Source organism: Streptomyces sp. NPDC032126 (assembly GCF_055580085.1).
Map to the genome: position 1 here is coordinate 377,796 of NZ_JBVIMA010000005.1, position 17,234 is coordinate 395,029.

Below are 17,234 nucleotides of genomic sequence, written 5' to 3' on the forward strand. Positions count from 1 at the left end.
AGCACCACAGTGCGGTGGCGCGCATGACGGACGACGGCAGTTTCGTCCTGGTCGGAGTCGGTGAGTACCAGGACCAGAGCTGGCCCCGGCTGCGCCATGTGCCCGCGAGCGTCGACCGGCTGCTCCGGCTGTTCCGGTCCCTGGGGTACGGCCATGAGCTGCCCGACCTGGCCGACGGCGGCGATCTGCTCACCCTCACCCGGCGGCTGCGGGCCTGGCACGCCGGCGGCTCCCGGCTGGTCCTGTACTGGACGGGGCACGGCTGTGTCGACGCCGGCGAGCACTTCCTGATCACCGCCGACTCCCCGGGCACCCGGCTGGACGACCTGAGCGCGCTCACCACCAAGGCCCTGGCGCGGTTCCTGGCGCACCGGGACTTCGACGAAGTGCTGATCCTCCTCGACTGCTGTGCCAGCGGCGTCGCCGCCTCCCGGGTCGCCGCCGAGCTGTGCGCGGTACTGGACCACAGCAGCACCCCGGGGCCGGAGCGGCGGTTCGCGGTGATCGCCTCGGCGCGCGGCTACGACAGCGCCGAGGACGGGGTGTTCGCGGAGGCCCTGGAACACGTGGTGCGGCACGGCCCCGAGGACCGGCGCTGGACCGAGCACGACGCGACCATCCGGTCCGACGAGCTGGCCGACGCCATGGCACGCGTCATGGCGGACCGCGACGCCGCGCCGGTCTTCGTCGCCCGGGGCGCGCCCGTCCCGGCGCTGCGCAACCCGCTGCATCCGTCGGCCACCGTGCCGGACGAGGACGTGGAGACGAAGCGGCTGCGGCGGCTGCGGGCGGCGGACGTGGACCGGCATCTGGTGCTCTCGGCCCGGGGCATCGAGGTCGGCGAGACGGGCTGGTACTTCTGCGGCCGCGAGCGGCTGCTGGGGCGCGTCCTCGACTGGCTGGAGCACGCCGAACGCGGGCTGTTCGCGGTCACCGGCTCACCCGGCACCGGCAAGTCCGCGCTCCTCGGCCGGATCGCCACGCTCTCCGTGCCCGCGCTGCGGCGGATCGCCGAGGACGAGGGCGCGCTCCACGACACGCCCAACTCGGCGCTGCCCCCGCTGGGTTCGGTCGACCTCGCGCTGTCCTGCCGCAACAAGAACCTCGACGACTGTCTGCGGGCCGTCGCCGACGCCCTGGACCTGCCCGCGCGCGGCGACGGCTGGCTGACGGCGGCGCAGGTGGTACGGCAGGTCGGCGAGCTGGGCCGACGGGTGACGGTGGTCCTCGACGGGCTGGACGAGGCGAAGGCGGCCGAGGCGGTGCCGATCGCCGCCGACCTGCTGCGCCCGCTCGCCGAGCTGCCGGGTGTACGGGTGCTGGTCGGTACCCGCCCGCACCGGGCCGGTGGCGCGACGGTCACCGCCGCCACCGGCCCGCTGCTGCGGGCGCTCGCCCCCGACGAGACCGCGGTCCTCGACGACGAGCCCGAGACCCGCGCCGACCTCACCGCGTACGCGCTGCGGCGGCTGCTGGGCGCCGAGCACTCCCCGCTGCGCGGCCGGGACGCGCTCGCCCGGGACTGGGCGCGGCGGATCGCCGACGCGAGCGGCGGGATCTTCCTGTACGCCCGGGTCGCCACCCGTGCCGTGCTGGGTGCGGCGGCGCGGTCCGGGGGCCCGGCGGGGCCGGCCGACGTGCAGCGGCTGCTGGCCGGCAACCTCACGGCCGTACTCGACGAGGAGTTCGCGCGCTCCCCCGACCCGGAGCGGCTGCGGGACCTGCTGCGCCCGCTGGCCTGGGCCGAGGGGGCCGGGCTGCCCCGCCGGGACCTGTGGCCGGTGCTGGCGGGGGCCTTGTCGGGCCGTGCGGTCGAGTACGGGGACGAGGACGTCGCCTGGGTGCTGGAGCACGCCGGATTCCATGTCGTGGAGTCGGGCGAGTCGGGCCAGACCGTGTACCGGCTCTACCACCAGGCGCTGATCGACCATTTCCGGGGCACCTCGCCGTGGGACGCGCACACCCGGATCACCCGGGCGCTGCTGGCCACGCTGCCCGGACCCGGGCCCGCCGCCTGGCGGTCCGCCCACCCCTATCTGCGCCGGCATCTCGCGGCGCACGCGCTGGCGGCGGGGCAGCTGCCCGAGGTGATGCGGGATCTCGGCTTCCTCGTGAGCGCCGACCCGACGCGCACCGCCGCCGCCGTACGGTCCCTGCCCGGCCGGTTCACCCTGCCGGTGGCCCGGCTGTATCTGCGGGCGGCGCACCGGCTGCCCGCGCAGTCGCCGCCGGAGCGGCTGAGCACGCTGCTGATGACGGCGATGTTCGAGGAGCCCGGCCTCATCGACCGGTTCCGGGCGCACACCGCCGTCCCGGCGGTGCTGAAGGCCGCCTCGACCGCGCCGAACGACTTCAGCGTGGTGCTGCACGGGCATTCGGGCCCGGTGCTCGCTCTCCAGGCCGTCGACATGGGTGACGGACGGGAGTCGGTCGCCTCGGCGGGCGGTGACGGGACGGTCCGGCTGTGGGACCCGGACACCAGCGAGACGCGGATGGTGCTGAGCGGCCCGCGCGAGACCGTGACCGCGCTGACCCGGCTGACGGACACCGAGGGGCGCCGGCTGCTGGTGGCGGCGGCCGGTCGCGAGCTGCATGTGTGGGACCTGGCCACCGGTGCCCGGGTCACCGTGCTGGGCGGCCACTCGGACACGGTGCTGTGCCTGACCGCCGTCGAGGGCGGCGGGCCGCCGCTGCTGGTCTCGGCGGGCGAGGACCGTTCGATACGGCTGTGGCGCACCGACGACTGGAGCGCGACCGTGCTGAGGGGCCATGTGGGACGGGTGACGGCGCTGGCCCCGGTACGGCTGCCCGACGGACGCCGCTTCCTGCTGTCCACGGGCGCCGACTGCGCGGTGCGCCGCTGGGACGTGGACGCGCCGGACGGGCCCGAGGCCGCGGGGGTGCTGCGCGGGCACACGGGGACGGTCTACGCGCTGGCCTTCCTCGGGTCGTCGGACGAGGGGACGTTCGCCGCGTCCGGTGGGGAGGACGGCACGGTGCGGGTGTGGGACGTGGCGCGGCTCGCCCTTCGGGAGGTGATCCCGGGGAAGGTGCGCGGGGTGCGGGCGCTGTCGCCGTTCACCGGGCGGGACGGTCGGCCGCTGCTCGCGGTGGCGGGCCGGGGGTCGCGGATCACCGTCGTCGATCCGTACGCCGGGTCGCCGCGACGGGTGCTGACCAACCGGATGTCCGCGCTGCCGGAGGAGTTCGACTCCAGGGCGGGTACGGGAACCCATCTGGTGCCGGTGGACTGGGAGGGGCTGCAAGGGCGGACGCAGGGGCACCGCATGGTCTCGGGCGGGTCGTACGCCGTCGTCCCGCTGCGCGGCGGCCGGGGCGGGGACCTGTTCGTCTCCGCCGGGTGGGACGGGGCGGTACGGCTGTGGGCGTCCGACAGCGGCGGTCCCGTCGACCAGCCGGACTACGACGACCGCCGGGCCCGCCGTGTCGCGGCCTTCCCGCAGCCCCTCGACGGGCTGCCGTGGACCCTGGCCGTGGCGGGCACCAGGGGTGGCGCGTGGCTGACGGACGCCCAGGGCCGGGTGCGGGAACAGCTGTGGCCGGCCGGGCAGCGGCTCGACCACCTGGCCCCGCTGGTGCTGCCCGACGGGCGGGCGCTGGTCGTCCTGGTGGAGCACCGCGGCCGTCGGCTGCGGCTCGTCGACGCCGAGACCCGCGAGGAGATCACCGAAGGGGAGTCGGTGGCGGCGCTCAAGCGGCTCGAAGGGCGCGTGGAAGCCCTGCGGACCGCCCACGCGCCCGGCTGGTCGACCGCCCTGGTGGCGAGCTACCGCGACGCCCCGCCCGGCGCCGTGCTGTGGCTGCCGGGCGACCGGGTGGAGGTCCTCGACGGTCCGGCGGCGGCACCCGCCTTTCGCGCGGTGCCCTGCGTTCGCCCGCGGGGCCGGACGCTGGTCGCCGGGGTCACGGACGGCGGGACCGTGCTGCTGCACCGCCCGCCGGGCGGCACGGCCGTGCACCTGGGCGACACGGCCTATGTGCCCGTGCTCGACCTGTACCCGGTGGCGGTGGGCGCGGCCTCCGGGCACTGGCAGCTCGTGGTGCCCGTGCTGGAGCCGGAGTACATCGGGTACGCCCTGGAGCTGTGGGACCTGCGGGGCGGCGAGCACAAGGGCTATCTGGGCGAACTGGCGCACGACGGCACGGAGTTGACCCAGCTGGCCGCGCTGCCCCGCCCCGGCCAGGATCTCGTCGTCGCCGTCTGCGGGGATCACACCCTGCGCGTCTGGGACCCCGGCCACCCCGATCGCGACCCCCTCGTCGTGCCGCTGCCGGGGGCGGTGACCGCTCTGACCACCGCCGGACCCGACCTCGTCCATGTCCTGATCGACGAGCACTGGTTCACCCTGAGGCCGACCGGCCTGTGAGCAACGACCCTGGCCCGAGGGGTCAGTTGTCCCGGTACGCCTCCAGGAGCCGCAGCCAGACCTCGCTGATCGTCGGGAAGGACGGGACGGCGTGCCACAGACGGCTGATCGGGACGCGGCCGGCGACCGCGACCGTCGCCGAGTGGATGAGCTCACCGACACCGGGCCCGACGAAGGTGACCCCGCGCAGGATCTCCTCTTCGAGGTCCACGACCATGCGGGCGCGGCCGCGGTAGCCGTCGGCGTACAGGCCCGCGCCGGACGCGGAGGACATCTCCACGTCCACGGCACGCACCCGGTACCCGGCCTGCTCCGCCTCGGCGAGGGACAGACCCACGGCGGCCGCCTCCGGGTCGGTGAAGACGACCTGGGGGACGGCGTGGTGGTCGGCGGTGGCGGTGCGCGCGCCCCAGGGGTCCGACTCCAGGAGCGGTACGCCCGAGGCGCGGGCGGCGATGGCGGCGCCCGCGATGCGGGCCTGGTACTTGCCCTGGTGGGTGAGGAGGGCGCGGTGGTTGACGTCGCCGACCGCGTACAGCCAGTCGCTGCCGGTCACCCGGAGGCTGTCGTCGACCGGCAGCCAGCCGCCGGGCTCCAGGCCGACCGTCTCCAGGCCGATGTCGCCGGTGCGCGGGGAGCGGCCCGTGGCGAAGAGGATCTCGTCGGCCTCGATGCGGTCGCCGTGGTCGGTGACCACCACGACCGTGCCGTTCTCCCGGGTGACCGACTCGACCGAGGTACCGGTGCGCACGTCCGCGCCGGCCTCGGTGAGGGCCTCGGCGACCAGTTCCCCGGCGAAGGGCTCCATGCGGTTCAGCAGGCCCTTGCCGCGGACGAGGACGGTGACCCGCGCGCCGAGGGCCTGCCAGGCGGTGGCCATCTCGGTGGCGACGACTCCCCCGCCGACGACGACGAGCCGGCCGGGCACGTGCTGCGCGCTCGTCGCGTCGCGGCTGGTCCACGGCTTGACGTCGGCCAGTCCGGGCAGGTCGGGCAGTACGGCGTCACTGCCGGTGCACACGGCGACGGCGTGCCGGGCGGTGAGCACCGTGTCGCCCACGGCGACCGTACGGGGGCCGGTGAGGCGGCCGTGACCTCGGTAGAGGTCGGCGCCGATGCTCTCCAGCCACTGGGCGGCGCCCTCGTCCTTCCAGTCGGAGGTGTAGTAGTTGCGGTGGGCGAGCACCGCGGCGGCGTCGAGGGGACCCTGCACCGACTGGCGCAGGCCGGGGACGCGGCGGGCGTCCGCGCGGGCGATCACCGGGCGCAGCAGCGCCTTGCTGGGGATGCAGGCCCAGTAGGAGCACTCGCCGCCGACCAGTTCGCTCTCCACGACCGCGGTGGACAGTCCGGCCGCGCGCGTGCGGTCGGCCACGTTCTCCCCCACGGGTCCCGCCCCGAGCACCACGACGTCGTACGCGATGGTTTCCGTTTCCGTCATGGGGTCAGTCTGGTGGGTGGTGTGTCGGGAGGCCACACGGGTAGGGAGGCGGAATACGCCGCACGCGGGCCGTGTTGTGCGGACGGCTTCGTCCCATGCCGGGAAGCGCCTGGCTGGAAGCACCGGGAAGAGGGAATCACGCATGAGCAGCACCGTGGAGCTGACCAAGGAGAACTTCGACCAGACGGTCACGGACAACGAGTTCGTCCTGATCGACTTCTGGGCGTCCTGGTGCGGGCCGTGCCGTATGTTCGCCCCGGTGTACGAGAAGGCCGCCGAGGCCAACCCCGATCTGGTCTTCGGCAAGGTGGACACCGAGGCGCAGCCGGAGCTGGCCGCGGCCTTCGGCATCCAGTCCATCCCGACGCTGATGATCGTCCGCGACCAGGTGGCGATCTTCGCACAGCCGGGCGCGCTGCCCGAGGCCGCGCTGGCGGATGTCATCGGGCAGGCGCGCAAGCTCGACATGGACGAGGTACGCCAGAAGATCGCGGCGCAGCAGTCCGGGGCCGAGTCCGCGTAAGGGCGAGCGCTAGAAGGGGTAGGTCGCCACGTCCGCGCGCACTGTCGTCCAGCGGACGTCGGTGAAGGCCTCCAGGTTGGCCTCGCCGCCGAAGCGGGCGCCGGTGCCGGAGGCGGCGACCCCGCCGAAGGGCGCCACGGCCTCGTCGTTCACCGTCTGGTCGTTGATGTGCACGATGCCGGTGGGGATGCGTTCGGCGAGGTCGAGGCCCCGCGCGGTGTCGCGGGTGACGATGCCCAGGGAGAGCCCGTAGGCGCTCTCGGCGGCGAGCGTGGCGGCCTCGTCGGGGGTGGCGAAGGCACGGACGGGCGCCACGGGGCCGAACACCTCCTGCGCGTAGGCCGGGCTGTGGTCGTCGACGCCCGCGAGGACCGTCGGCCGGTAGAAGAGCCGCTCGTGCGTGCCGCCCGCCGCGAGCTTGGCGCCGACGGCCGTGCTGGACTCCACCAGCCCGTGCACCTTGGCGAGTTGGCCGTCGTCGATGAGCGGGCCGAGGTGCACCTGGTCGCGGTGCGGGTCACCGACGGCGAGCGAGTCGGCCTTGGCGGCGAGCCGTTCGACGTACTCCTCGTAGAGGGAGCGGTGGACGAGGTGGCGGCCGGTGGTCATGCAGATCTGGCCCTGGTGGAAGAAGGATCCCCAGGCGGCCGTGGAGATGACGGCGTCGAGGTCGGCGTCCTCCAGCACGATCAGGGCGGAGTTGCCGCCCAGTTCGAGGTGGGCGCGCTTGAGGTGGCGTCCGGCGGCCTCGCCGACGGCCCGGCCGGCCGCGGTGGAGCCGGTGAAGGAGATGACGGGGACGCGCGGGTCGGCGACCAGGGCGGCGCCGGTGTCGGGGCCGCCCGGCAGGACGTGGAACAGGCCCTCGGGCAGCCCGGCCTCGGCGAGGACGGCGGCGAGGGAGAGCCCGCCGCAGACCGCCGTGCGCGGGTCGGGCTTCAGCACGACCGCGTTGCCCAGGGCGAGGGCCGGGGCGACCGAGCGGATGGACAGGATCAGCGGGGCGTTGAACGGGGAGATCACCCCGACGACGCCCACGGGCACCCGTCGCGTGTACGACAGCCGGGGCGCCTCGCTGGGCAGGACCTGCCCGGCCGGGCGGGAGGCGAGGGCCGCGGCCTCGTAGCACTCCTGGGCGGCGACATGCAGTTCGAAGTCGGCCTTGCCGGGTATGGAGCCGGACTCGCGCACGAGCCATTCCCGCAGTTCACCGGCGTGCGCGGCGAAGAGGTCGCCGGCCTTGCGCAGAACGGCGGCCCGGACGAAGTGGGGGGCGCGGGCCCACTCCCGCTGTGCGGCGCGGGCGGCCTCGGCGGCGGGGGCGACATCGTCGGCGGTGGCCAGGGTGACCGTGCCGAGGGTGTCGCCGGTGGCGGGCTCGGTGACGGCGTATTCGGCTCCCGACAGGGGTCGGGACTGCCAGGTCCTGCGGTCGAGCAACGGCATGACGGCTCTCCGTTCGGTGACCCGCGGGGCTCACGTGGGGAGGGGGAGCCCCGTGTAGTTGGCGGCCAGTTCGGCGGCGGCGTGGCGGGACGCGGTGATGCGGCGCAGCCGGGCGAGCTGCATCCGGTGGTCGAACGCGTCCCCATCTGGTTGAGCGTGCAACATCCTAGTCATGTCGTCCGAGAAACGGGTGGCCTGCCACACACGGTTCAGGGACAGCTCGGAGTAGCGGTCGAGCAGCCGGGTGGAACCCTCGGCGCGGAGCCCGGCGAAGGCGCGGGCGAGCAGACGGACGTCGGAGACGGCCAGGTTGAGCCCTTTGGCGCCGGTGGGCGGGACGATGTGGGCCGCGTCCCCGGCGAGCAGGAGTCGCCCGTACCGCAGCGGTTCGTGGACGTAACTGCGCATCGGGGTCACGGACTTGGCGGTGATGGGCCCGCGGCGCAGGGTCCAGTCGCCGTCGACGGCGAACCGGACGGCGAGTTCGTCCCAGACGCGCTCGTCGGACCAGTCGTCGGGGCTGGTGCCGACCGGGACTTGGAGGTAGAGCCGGGAGACCCGCGAGGAGCGCATGCTGTGCAGGGCGAAGCCGCGCGCGTGCCGGGCGTAGATCAACTCCTCGCAGGACGGCGGAACTTCGGCGAGCACACCGAGCCAGGCGTACGGGTAGTCATGCGCGTACGACCGGCCGACGCCGGCCGGGAAGGCGTCACGGGAGATGCCGTGGAAGCCGTCGCAGCCGACCACCCAGTCGCACGTCAGGGTCTCCTCCCGGCCTTGGTACCGGAAGCGCACGACGGGTGACTCACTCTCCGGCTTCTCGACGGCGAGGGCCTCCGCCTCGAACAACAGCGGTGGCCCGGCGGCGAGTTGGAGGGCGATGAGATCCTTCACGATCTCGGTCTGGGCGTAGATGGTGACCGTGCGGCCGCCGGTGAGGGCGGGGAAGTCGACGCGGTGGCGTTCGCGCTCGAAGCGCAGCTCGATGCCCCGGTGGACCAGCCCCTCGGCGTCCAGGCGCTCGGCGGCGCCCGCCTCACGCAGGGCGTCGACGGTGCCCTGCTCCAGCATCCCGGCGCGCTGGCGCTGTTCGACGTAGGCCCGGGTGCGGCTCTCCAGCACGACGCAGTCCATGCCCGCGCGGTGCAGCGCGCGGGCGAGGAACAGTCCGGCGGGGCCGCCGCCGATGATGCCGACCGTCGTGCGCATGGGGACCCCCTCGGGCGGTCAGCTGGAGTCGCGGTGCACCACCGCGGCCGCCAGCAGGGCGCGGGACTCGGGCACGGCGCCCGGGGCGCGCACCGCGCGGTCGACCAGTTCGGCCAGTTCACGGCCGGACGGCAGTTCTATGTGGACCGTGCTGAGCCTCGGCCGCACCAGCCGGCCGAGCAGCAGGTCGTCGGCTCCGACGACCGCGGCCTCCTCGGGTATCCGGACGCCCGCGTCCCGCAGGGCGCTCATCACCAGCATGGCGTACTCGTCGTTGAACGCGAACACGGCGTCCAGGCCCAGCTCGGGCCAGCGGGCGGCGAGGGCGGCGGCGGACTCCTCGGTGTAGGCGAGGTCGAGCCGGGTGACGGTGGCGTCGGTGCCGGTGAGGGCGGCGCGGGCGCCTTCGAGGCGCGGCAGGGAGAAGATGTTCATGCCGCGCTCCTGGGGCACCACCACGCCGATGCGGCGGCGGCCGCGGGCGTACAGATGGCGGGCGGCCTCCCGGCCGACGCCCTCGTGGTCGAGGAAGAGCGTGTGGGCGCCCTCGACGCGCTCGGGGCCGAGCATCACCACGGCCCGGGCGCCGGAGCGCTTGAGGACGGCGACGCCCTCGGGGCCGATACCGGGACCGGGCACCAGGACGGCGACGGGTCTGAGTTCGGCCCAGGCGCGGGCGGCCTCGTCGCCGTGCAGTCCGCTGGCGCCGTATTGGACGACGGTGTAGTCGAGGCGGCTGAGGGCCTGCTGGAAGTCGTGCACGAACTGGCTGTAGAGCGGGCCGGCGGGGACCGACGGGGCGGGCATCAGGACCATCCGGCTGTGCCCGGCGCGCAGGCTGCGGGCGGCGGCGTGCGGGACGTATCCCAGTTCACGGGCGGCCTGGTGGACCCGGCGGCGGGTGGGTTCGCTGATCCGTACGGCGCCGGTGTTGTTCAGGACGTAGGAGACGGTCGCGCGGGACACCCCGGCTAAGCGGGCGACATCGGCGCTGGTGGGCACGGAGCGGGCGGCCGGCGGCGGCGTCGGCGCGGGCGGTTTCGGTATCTGCACCATGACGACGGCATCTTGGCAGAAGCGGCGACCGGATTCCCGCCGGAGAACCCGAAACGCGCCCGCGGTGGCGCGAACACGATCATCACGCGGTGCTCGACCGAGCGCCGCGCTCAGCCCCGCGTCCGCGCCCCCGTGACCCGCCGCACCAGGTCCAGCCAGCCGCTCTCCAGCCGCTCCAGGGGCATCCCGCACTGGCGGGTGAGGTGATGGACCAGGGCGGGGTCGAGAGCGCCCAGCAGCGTCTGGGCGAGCAGCTCGCAGTCGGCGTCCGGCAGGATCTGCCGCAGCAGCAGGGTGACGTGGAGCTGCAGCGCCCGGAGCGAGGGGTGGGAGAAGCGGCGGGCGGGGTCCGGCTGGGCGGCGAGTTCCAGGTCGAGCCGCTCGGCCGAGCGGCGGAGCACGGCCACGCCGAACGCCTCCAGCCGTTCGAGCGGGGGCGCACCGGGGCCCAACGGCGGCGGACCGCCGAGGAAGTCGGCCTGGAGCGTGCGCGCGGAGTGGTCGAGCAGCGCCATCAGCAGTCCGGTGCGGTCGCCGAAGCGCCGGAAGACGGTCCCCTTGCCGACCCCGGCCGCGCAGGCCACCGCCTCCATGGTCACGCCGGCGACGCCGTGCTCCGCGATCAGCCGCGCGGCGGCGTCCAGCAGCCGGGCGCGGTTGCGGGCGGCGTCGGCACGCAGGCATGGCTCGTCGGGGCCGGCGCCCACCTCCAGCAAGGGTTGTGCGTCGACGGGCTCCTGGGGCTTCGGGAAGGGCGGCAGGGGGCTGGACATGAAGCCAGCGTAAAGCATCGGGAACAAAACTGGACCGCGGTCCGGTTAGGGTGCTAGAAAGCTAAACGGACCCCGGTCCGGATCGTAACAGCGATGTTTCAGCCCCTTGGAGTTCCCATGTCTGTCCGCATCCTCGCGCTCGTCGGCAGCCTCCGCGCCGGTTCGCACAACCGCCAGCTCGCCGAGGCGGCCGTCAAGCTCGCTCCCGAGGGCGCCGAGGTCGTGCTCTTCGAGGGCCTGGCCGAGATCCCCTTCTACAACGAGGACATCGACGTCGAGGGCAGCGTCCCGGCGGCCGCCGCCAAGCTGCGTGAGGCCGCCCAGGCCTCCGACGCCTTCCTGCTCTTCTCCCCCGAGTACAACGGCACCATCCCGGCCGTGCTGAAGAACGCCATCGACTGGCTGTCCCGCCCGTACGGCGCCGGCGCCTTCGGCGGCAAGCCCGTCGCCGTGGTCGGCACCGCCTTCGGCCAGTACGGCGGAGTATGGGCGCAGGACGAGGCCCGCAAGGCCGTGGGCATCGCCGGCGGCAAGGTGATCGAGGACCTCAAGCTCTCGATCCCGGGCTCCGTGACCCGCTTCGCCGAGACCCACCCGGTCGACGACGCCGAGGTCGCCGCCCAGCTGACCGAGGTCATCGCCCGACTGCACGGCCACGCGGACGAGGCCGTCGCCGCCTGAGTGTCGTAGCCCAGGAGTGACAAGGGGGCCGGAGCACCGCGCTCCGGCCCCCTTCGCCCTGCCCCGGGCCGACCCTGTCCGCGCTCGGCTCAGGCCAGCTCCGCCAGTCGCTCGACGGCGGGTGCCACGAAGCCCTCGATCCAGGCGGCGGTCTCGCCCAGGCGCGGGGCGAGGATCACCGTGTCGATACCGAGCCCCGCGTAGCCGGCGATGTCCCGCAGGAAGCCGTCGAGATCGCCCCGGTCGGCCGTGTCGCCGGTGTAGGTGATCGTCCTGAGGATCGTGTCGTAGGCACGGCCCTCGCTGTCGCAGTGCCCGCGCAGCACCTCCAGCTTGTGTCGCACCTCCTCGGGCGAGGAGGCGAACAGGTTGCACGCGTCGCCGTAGCGGGCCACCAGCCGCAGCGTCTTCTTCTCTCCCCCGCCGCCGATCAGGATCTCCGGGTGCGGCGCGCTCACCGGGGCCGGGACGCACAGTGTCTCCGCCAGCCGGTAGTGCTTGCCCTCGAACGGGCCGTTCTCCCCCGGGTCCCACATCCGCAGACAGATCCGCAGCGTCTCCTCCAGCCGCTCGAACCGCTCGGCGAGCGGCGGGAACGGCACGCCCAGCCCCGCGTGCTCGCGGTCGTACCAGGCCGCGCCGACGCCCAGCCAGGCCCGGCCGCCGGACAGCACGTCGAGCGTGGTGGCGATCTTGGCGAGCAGGCCCGGATGCCGGTACGTCACTCCCGTCACCAGGGCGCCCAGGCGGACCGTGGAGGTGTGGGCGGCGAGGTGGGCGAGGGTCGTATAGGCCTCCAGCATGGGTTCCTCGGCGCCGCCGTTGAACTCCATCTGGAAGTAGTGGTCCATGACCGACAGCCGGCTCACCCCGGCCGCCTCCGCGGCGGCTCCGGCCGCGGCGAGTTCGGCCCCCAGGGCGGCTGCGCCCGCGGAGGTGCCGAACTGGTTGATGTGCACGCCCACCCGCATGCCCGTCTCCGTTCACCCGGTCCTCGACTACGCCGCCGACGCTAGGTGCTGGAGCGCTCTCGAAGTCAAGGGGCCGGTTCGTGGACGCGGGCGCCGGATCGTAGACGTCCGGCGCCGGTTCGTGGAGGCCGGCGCCGGGGCCCGCCCGACCCGGTGTGAGGCGCGCTGGGCCGGGGCGGGACGGCACCCGCGGCATAGAATCGTGGACCGATATCGGTTGCGTCACGGCCGGAGGTACGGCGGCTCGGAGGTGGGCGGCGTGCGGGAGTTCCAACGGGGCGCCGTGCGGCTGCACATCCTGCACCACGCCGCCGAGGGCGAGATCCACGGCGCCTGGATGACCGGGGAACTGGCCCACCACGGCTACCGCATCAGCCCCGGCACCCTGTACCCGACGCTGCACCGGCTGGAGGCCGACGGACTGCTCGTCTCCGAGCAGCGGGTCGTCGAGGGACGCACCCGGCGGGTCTACCGGGCGACCGAGGCCGGGAAGCAGGCCCTGGCGGACGACCGCAGGGCCCTGGCGGAACTGGCCCGCGAGCTGCTCGGCGACGAAGGCGCCGGAACCCGCGCCTGAGGATCAGGGCACCGGCCAGCCCACCAGCGCCGCCACGACCCCGAGCGCCCCCGCCCCCAGCAGGGCGCTCACGACACCCCTGCGGGCGAGCAGCAGCCACAGCGCGGCGGCGGCCAGGACCGCGTACTGCCAACCCTCCGACAGGGCCAGCGCCAGCGGGATCGCCGAGCCGGCGATCGCGCCGATCACGGCGGGGCCCGCGCCGCCGAAGAACGCCTGCACCCGCGCGTTCGTACGGATCGCGTCGAAGCGCGGCGAGCCCGCGATCACCATCAGGAACGACGGTGTGAAGGCCGCCACCGCGGCCAGCAGCCCCCCGCCGACCCCGGCGGCGGCGTACCCGACCACGGCGACGGTCTGCACCACCGGCCCCGGGGTGATCTGGCCCAGCGCGACCGCGTTCAGGAACTGGGCGTCGGTCATCCAGTGATAGTGGTCCACGGCGTCGCCCCGCATCAACGGAATGATCACGAAACCGCCGCCGTACGACAGCGCCCCGACCTTGAACGCCACCCAGGTCAGCGCCCCCAGCCCGCCGACCGCCGGGGCGGCCACCGCCAGCGGCCAGGCGGCCGGCCGGCCGGCACCCGCCCCGGCGCGCCGCGCGTGGACGGCGACCTCCAGCAGCCCCGAGGCCACCAGCACCAGGACCAGCCAGGGCCCCGTCAGCACCGCCGCCGCGGCACCCGCGAGCGCGTATCCGATCCAGCGGGCCCGGGTCGAGGCACGGCCCCGGGCCCGCTTCCAGCTCGCCGGCACCAGTGCGGACGCGGCCTGTACGGCCACCGCGGCGACCGCCGCCCCGGCCCCGGCCGCCGCTCCGCGCACCCACAGCGGCGGGTCCCCGGCCAGGAACAGCGCGGCCAGCGCCAGGATCAGCACCAGCCCCGGCACGATGAAGCACACGCCGCCGACCACCGCGCCCAGCGCGCCGCGCAGCCGCCACGCGCTGAAGATCGCCAGCTGGGTGGAGGCCGGGCCGGGCAGCAGGTTCACCGCGGCGATCCCGTGCTCGAACTCCGCCTCCGAGATCCATCCCCGGCGCGTCACGCACAGCTGCCGGAGCAGCGCGATGTGGGTGGGCGGGCCGCCGAAGCCGATGCAGCCGATCCGCCCCCACTCGCGGGCGATGGTCGCCAGACCCACCCGCGGCACGACGTCCCGCTCCCCGCCCGTCGCCCCGGCCGCCGTCCCGTCCGTCATCTCCCGGCTCCTCGCCCGCCGCAACGCCATCCGTTACGGACCTCGATATCGGACGACGATATACGGCGGGGGCACGGGGTCCGGGGTGCCGGTGAACGGAGGCCTCAGGCGGTGCACGGCCCTGGGGGTCACCCCGCCCAGTCCACCAGTCGTTCCCGGGTCTCGGGCCGCCGCAGATGCGCGAGGGACTGCTTCTCCAGCCGGCGCACGCGTTCACGGGTCAGACCGACCTGCTCGGCGACCTGCTGAAGCGTGCGGGGATGGCCGTCGTGGAGGCCGTAGCGCAGGCTGAGGATCATCGCCTCGCGGGGCCCCAGCGCACCGACCGCCTCCCTCAACTCCTGTGCCAGCGCACGGAATTCGGCGATCTCGGGGGCCCGCAGCACCTCGGTGTCGGGGATGAGGTCGCCGACCACGGTCTCCCCGGTGTCGTCCACCGGCGTGTCCAGGCTCACCGCCTCCCGTCCGACCCGGCGCAGCCAGACGATCCGCTCCTCGGTCAGGACGCTCTCCGCCGCGATCTCCCCGACGGTCGGCTCACGGCCGTGGGTCAGCCGCAGCCGCCGTTCGACCTTGGCGAGCCGGTGCAGTTCCTCCACGACCTGTTGCGGCAGCCGTACCGTACGGGCCTGCCGGGCCAGCCCGCGCTCGATGGCCTGGCGGATCCACCAGGTGGCGTACGTGGAGAACTTGAACCCCTTGGTGTGGTCGAACTTCTCCACCGCGCGGATCAGACCGAGGTTGCCCTCCTGGATGACGTCGAGGAGCGGCAGCCCGCGACGCGCGTGCCGTCGGGCCATCGCGACGACGAGCCGGAGATTGGCGCGGATCATGTGGTCCTTCGCCGCCTGTCCGTCGCGGGCCGTCTCCTCCAGCTCCCGGCGCCGGCGCGGCGACAGCGCGGGCTCGCCCGTGTCGGCCTGCTCCAGCTCGCGCAAGGCATCCACCCCGGCCTCGATACGGCGGCCGAGCCACACCTCCTCCTCCGCACTGAGCAGCGGGGTCGCGGCGATGGCGGCGAGATAGCGGCCCAGGAGGTCCGGTTCGTCGTCCGGCTCGGACATCCGTCCGCGCACCCGGGCCGCGTGCACGGCGGCACGCCGCCCCTCGCGCGGGTCCGCGGCAGAGGGCGTGGCGGGTGTGGCGGCTGGGGGCATGACGGTCGGCCTCCCTCCCTGGTGTGCCGTCCGAGTACCCGCGCCGCACCGCGTTGTGCGCCGGCGCGCGGCCGCGGCCCTCGACCGGCGGACGGCCCGGCGCGGGAGTGGGCCCGGCGCGCGCTGGGCACTCGGCCGGACGCCGGGCGGGTGTACGGACCGCGGAGGTGAGGGACATGGAACACGGCGGGAATGTCATCGACGAGCTGATCACGGATCACCGCGAGGTCGAGCAGCTCTTCGGCCGCATCGAGGCGCTGCCGTCCGGTGACGCGAACCGGAAGGTGTACGCCGACCGGGCGACGATGGAGCTGGTCAAGCACTCCGTGGCCGAGGAGGAGTACCTCTACCCGGCCGTACGGGAACACATCGCGGGCGGCGACGCCCTGGCCGACAAGGAGATCGAGGACCACTCCAGGGCCGAGCGGATCATGAAGGACCTGGAGGGCCGCCCCGCGGACGATCCCGCGTTCGACGGGCTGATGGAGCGGCTCATGACCGAGATCCGCTCCCATCTGGCCGAGGAGGAAGGCAGCCTCTTCCCCCGGCTGCGGACGGCGTGCTCCGACGAGACGCTCGACGCGCTGGGCGACAAGGTGCGTCAGGCGAAGAAGACCGCCCCGACGCGCCCGCATCCGTCGACCCCGAGCGAGCCGCCCGCCAACAAACTGCTGGCACCGGGGGTCGGCCTGATCGACCGCCTGCGCGATGCCCTGTCGGGACGCGGCAGGAAGAGCTGACCCCGCGAGAGTGACCGGCAAGAAGAGCTGACCGCGGCCTGCGAGACCCCGGTGCTCAGGGGGCTCTCAGGCCACCAGCTCCTGCCCGGGGGCGAGGCGGTCACGCAGGTGAGCGGAGTGGAGGTCGGCGACGGGGGCGAGGAGGTCGGGGTGGCGCAGCAGTGCCGCCGCCGTCCGCTCGCCCTCGTCGGGCGCGGTCAGGCGCCGGAACTCCACCGACACGCCGGTCGTGTGGCCGCCCTCGCCCAGCGCGGTCACCGCGAGGCGGGCCAGCGCCGCGTCGGCGAGCAGGCATGCCGCCCAGCTGGCGACGACCTCGTCGACCCAGGTCCGCCAGGCGGTGTCGTCCGGGTCCTCGTCCGTGGTGTCCGTCCCGCCGCCGGCGACCAGGTCCAGCCGTCCCGAGCCGCCGGGGCCGGCGAGGCCGACCAGGGCGGCGTCCATGGGGGTGGGGTAGCGCAGCCACGCCGCGACGGTGACGGCCTGCCGCGCCTGCACCTCGCACAGGGCCGAGGCGAGCGCGCCGCCGCAGGGCGGGTAGGCGCGGGTGAGCCACTGGGTGGTCGCGGCGATGAGCGGAGAGAGATCTGCGAGCACTGCTGGGCCGTCCCGGTATCGAGCGGTGGGCGGGATCCCTGCACAGTAGCCCGTCCACCCCCGGGCCGAACAGGCGTGCCCGCCCGACTTGCCCAGGATCACACGGTCAGGCCCGGGCCTCCGGCTCGGTGGGACCGCCCGCCCGTACGCCCCAGTGGCGGCGCGGGTGACGCACGTGGCGGTGCCGGTGAGTGGTGCCGCTCGCCATCAGGGCCAGGCCCAGGCAGAAGATGAGCGCCAGCGCGAGTCCGGAGCAGAAGATCGCCAGACCGTTCATGGTGGCGATGTCGTGGCCGAGGACGGACACGGTGTATTCGGGACCGCCCGAGAGGTTGTCGGCGATCACCAGGGCGGTGAACGCGCCCGTGCACGCGATAAGGAGCAGTCCGAGGAACAGCATCCGAGTCATCTCCTCCGGAAACGTCTGCGGATGCGCCGGGTACCCGCGAGCGCCCGGAGCTACCGTGGCGTG

At 74.4% G+C, this 17,234-nt stretch carries 15 protein-coding genes; 5 read left to right on the top strand and 10 right to left on the bottom strand.

The annotated features are described in order from the left end of the window. Window positions 1-23 precede the first annotated feature (23 nt). Window positions 24-4,388: a hypothetical protein gene (locus ACZ5NW_RS21195; RefSeq protein WP_468745407.1), complete on the top strand. Its 4,365-nt coding sequence runs from the start codon at window positions 24-26 to the stop codon at window positions 4,386-4,388. A gap of 22 nt (window positions 4,389-4,410) precedes the next feature. On the opposite strand, the gene ACZ5NW_RS21200 is transcribed toward ACZ5NW_RS21195, so the two are convergent. Then, a complete protein-coding gene (locus ACZ5NW_RS21200; RefSeq protein WP_468745408.1) occupies window positions 4,411-5,829 on the bottom strand; it encodes a dihydrolipoyl dehydrogenase family protein in 1,419 nt (472 codons plus the stop codon). Window positions 5,830-5,971: 142 nt separating this feature from the next. On the opposite strand from ACZ5NW_RS21200, the gene trxA reads away from it, so the two are divergent. Continuing rightward, complete coding sequence (gene trxA, locus ACZ5NW_RS21205; RefSeq protein WP_468745409.1) at window positions 5,972-6,352, top strand: thioredoxin; 381 nt, start codon at window positions 5,972-5,974, stop codon at window positions 6,350-6,352. A 9-nt stretch (window positions 6,353-6,361) separates the two neighbouring features. On the opposite strand, the gene ACZ5NW_RS21210 is transcribed toward trxA, so the two are convergent. From ACZ5NW_RS21210 to ACZ5NW_RS21225, 4 genes are all read right to left on the bottom strand, one after another. Beyond that, window positions 6,362-7,798 carry a benzaldehyde dehydrogenase gene (locus ACZ5NW_RS21210; RefSeq protein WP_468745410.1) on the bottom strand — a complete coding sequence of 479 codons (1,437 nt, stop codon included), beginning with the start codon at window positions 7,796-7,798 and terminating at the stop codon, window positions 6,362-6,364. Between the two features lie 30 nt (window positions 7,799-7,828). Beyond that, window positions 7,829-9,007: a 4-hydroxybenzoate 3-monooxygenase gene (locus ACZ5NW_RS21215; protein WP_468745411.1), complete on the bottom strand. Its 1,179-nt coding sequence runs from the start codon at window positions 9,005-9,007 to the stop codon at window positions 7,829-7,831. An 18-nt stretch (window positions 9,008-9,025) separates the two neighbouring features. Further along, window positions 9,026-10,063 (bottom strand): LacI family DNA-binding transcriptional regulator, encoded by a 1,038-nt coding sequence (locus ACZ5NW_RS21220; RefSeq protein WP_468745412.1) that lies wholly within the window; start codon window positions 10,061-10,063, stop codon window positions 9,026-9,028. A gap of 110 nt (window positions 10,064-10,173) precedes the next feature. Then, a complete protein-coding gene (locus ACZ5NW_RS21225; RefSeq protein ID WP_468745413.1) occupies window positions 10,174-10,854 on the bottom strand; it encodes a TetR/AcrR family transcriptional regulator in 681 nt (226 codons plus the stop codon). A 99-nt stretch (window positions 10,855-10,953) separates the two neighbouring features. On the opposite strand from ACZ5NW_RS21225, the gene ACZ5NW_RS21230 reads away from it, so the two are divergent. Then, window positions 10,954-11,517: an NAD(P)H-dependent oxidoreductase gene (locus tag ACZ5NW_RS21230; protein ID WP_468745414.1), complete on the top strand. Its 564-nt coding sequence runs from the start codon at window positions 10,954-10,956 to the stop codon at window positions 11,515-11,517. 89 nt (window positions 11,518-11,606) lie between these two features. Here the strand turns inward: ACZ5NW_RS21230 and ACZ5NW_RS21235 are convergent, their stop codons facing one another. Next, window positions 11,607-12,488 (bottom strand): LLM class F420-dependent oxidoreductase, encoded by an 882-nt coding sequence (locus ACZ5NW_RS21235; protein ID WP_468745415.1) that lies wholly within the window; start codon window positions 12,486-12,488, stop codon window positions 11,607-11,609. A 259-nt stretch (window positions 12,489-12,747) separates the two neighbouring features. On the opposite strand from ACZ5NW_RS21235, the gene ACZ5NW_RS21240 reads away from it, so the two are divergent. Beyond that, entirely contained in the window at window positions 12,748-13,065 is a 318-nt protein-coding gene (locus ACZ5NW_RS21240; protein ID WP_468745416.1) for an Rv3488 family transcriptional regulator, read from the top strand. A gap of 3 nt (window positions 13,066-13,068) precedes the next feature. On the opposite strand, the gene chrA is transcribed toward ACZ5NW_RS21240, so the two are convergent. Both chrA and ACZ5NW_RS21250 read right to left on the bottom strand, forming a co-directional pair. Then, window positions 13,069-14,268: a chromate efflux transporter gene (chrA, locus tag ACZ5NW_RS21245; RefSeq protein WP_468745417.1), complete on the bottom strand. Its 1,200-nt coding sequence runs from the start codon at window positions 14,266-14,268 to the stop codon at window positions 13,069-13,071. Between the two features lie 128 nt (window positions 14,269-14,396). Further along, on the bottom strand, window positions 14,397-15,425 hold the full coding sequence (locus ACZ5NW_RS21250) for a sigma-70 family RNA polymerase sigma factor (protein ID WP_468745418.1): 1,029 nt from the start codon (window positions 15,423-15,425) through the stop codon (window positions 14,397-14,399). 176 nt (window positions 15,426-15,601) lie between these two features. Between ACZ5NW_RS21250 and ACZ5NW_RS21255 the strand changes: the two genes are divergently transcribed. Continuing rightward, a complete protein-coding gene (locus tag ACZ5NW_RS21255; RefSeq protein WP_468745419.1) occupies window positions 15,602-16,165 on the top strand; it encodes a hemerythrin domain-containing protein in 564 nt (187 codons plus the stop codon). 66 nt (window positions 16,166-16,231) lie between these two features. On the opposite strand, the gene ACZ5NW_RS21260 is transcribed toward ACZ5NW_RS21255, so the two are convergent. Together ACZ5NW_RS21260 and ACZ5NW_RS21265 are read right to left on the bottom strand one after the other, a co-directional pair. Next, window positions 16,232-16,762, bottom strand: coding sequence for a hypothetical protein (locus ACZ5NW_RS21260; protein ID WP_468745420.1), 531 nt, complete (start codon window positions 16,760-16,762; stop codon window positions 16,232-16,234). A 106-nt stretch (window positions 16,763-16,868) separates the two neighbouring features. Next, entirely contained in the window at window positions 16,869-17,171 is a 303-nt protein-coding gene (locus ACZ5NW_RS21265; RefSeq protein ID WP_468745421.1) for a hypothetical protein, read from the bottom strand. Between the last annotated feature and the right edge of the window lie 63 nt (window positions 17,172-17,234).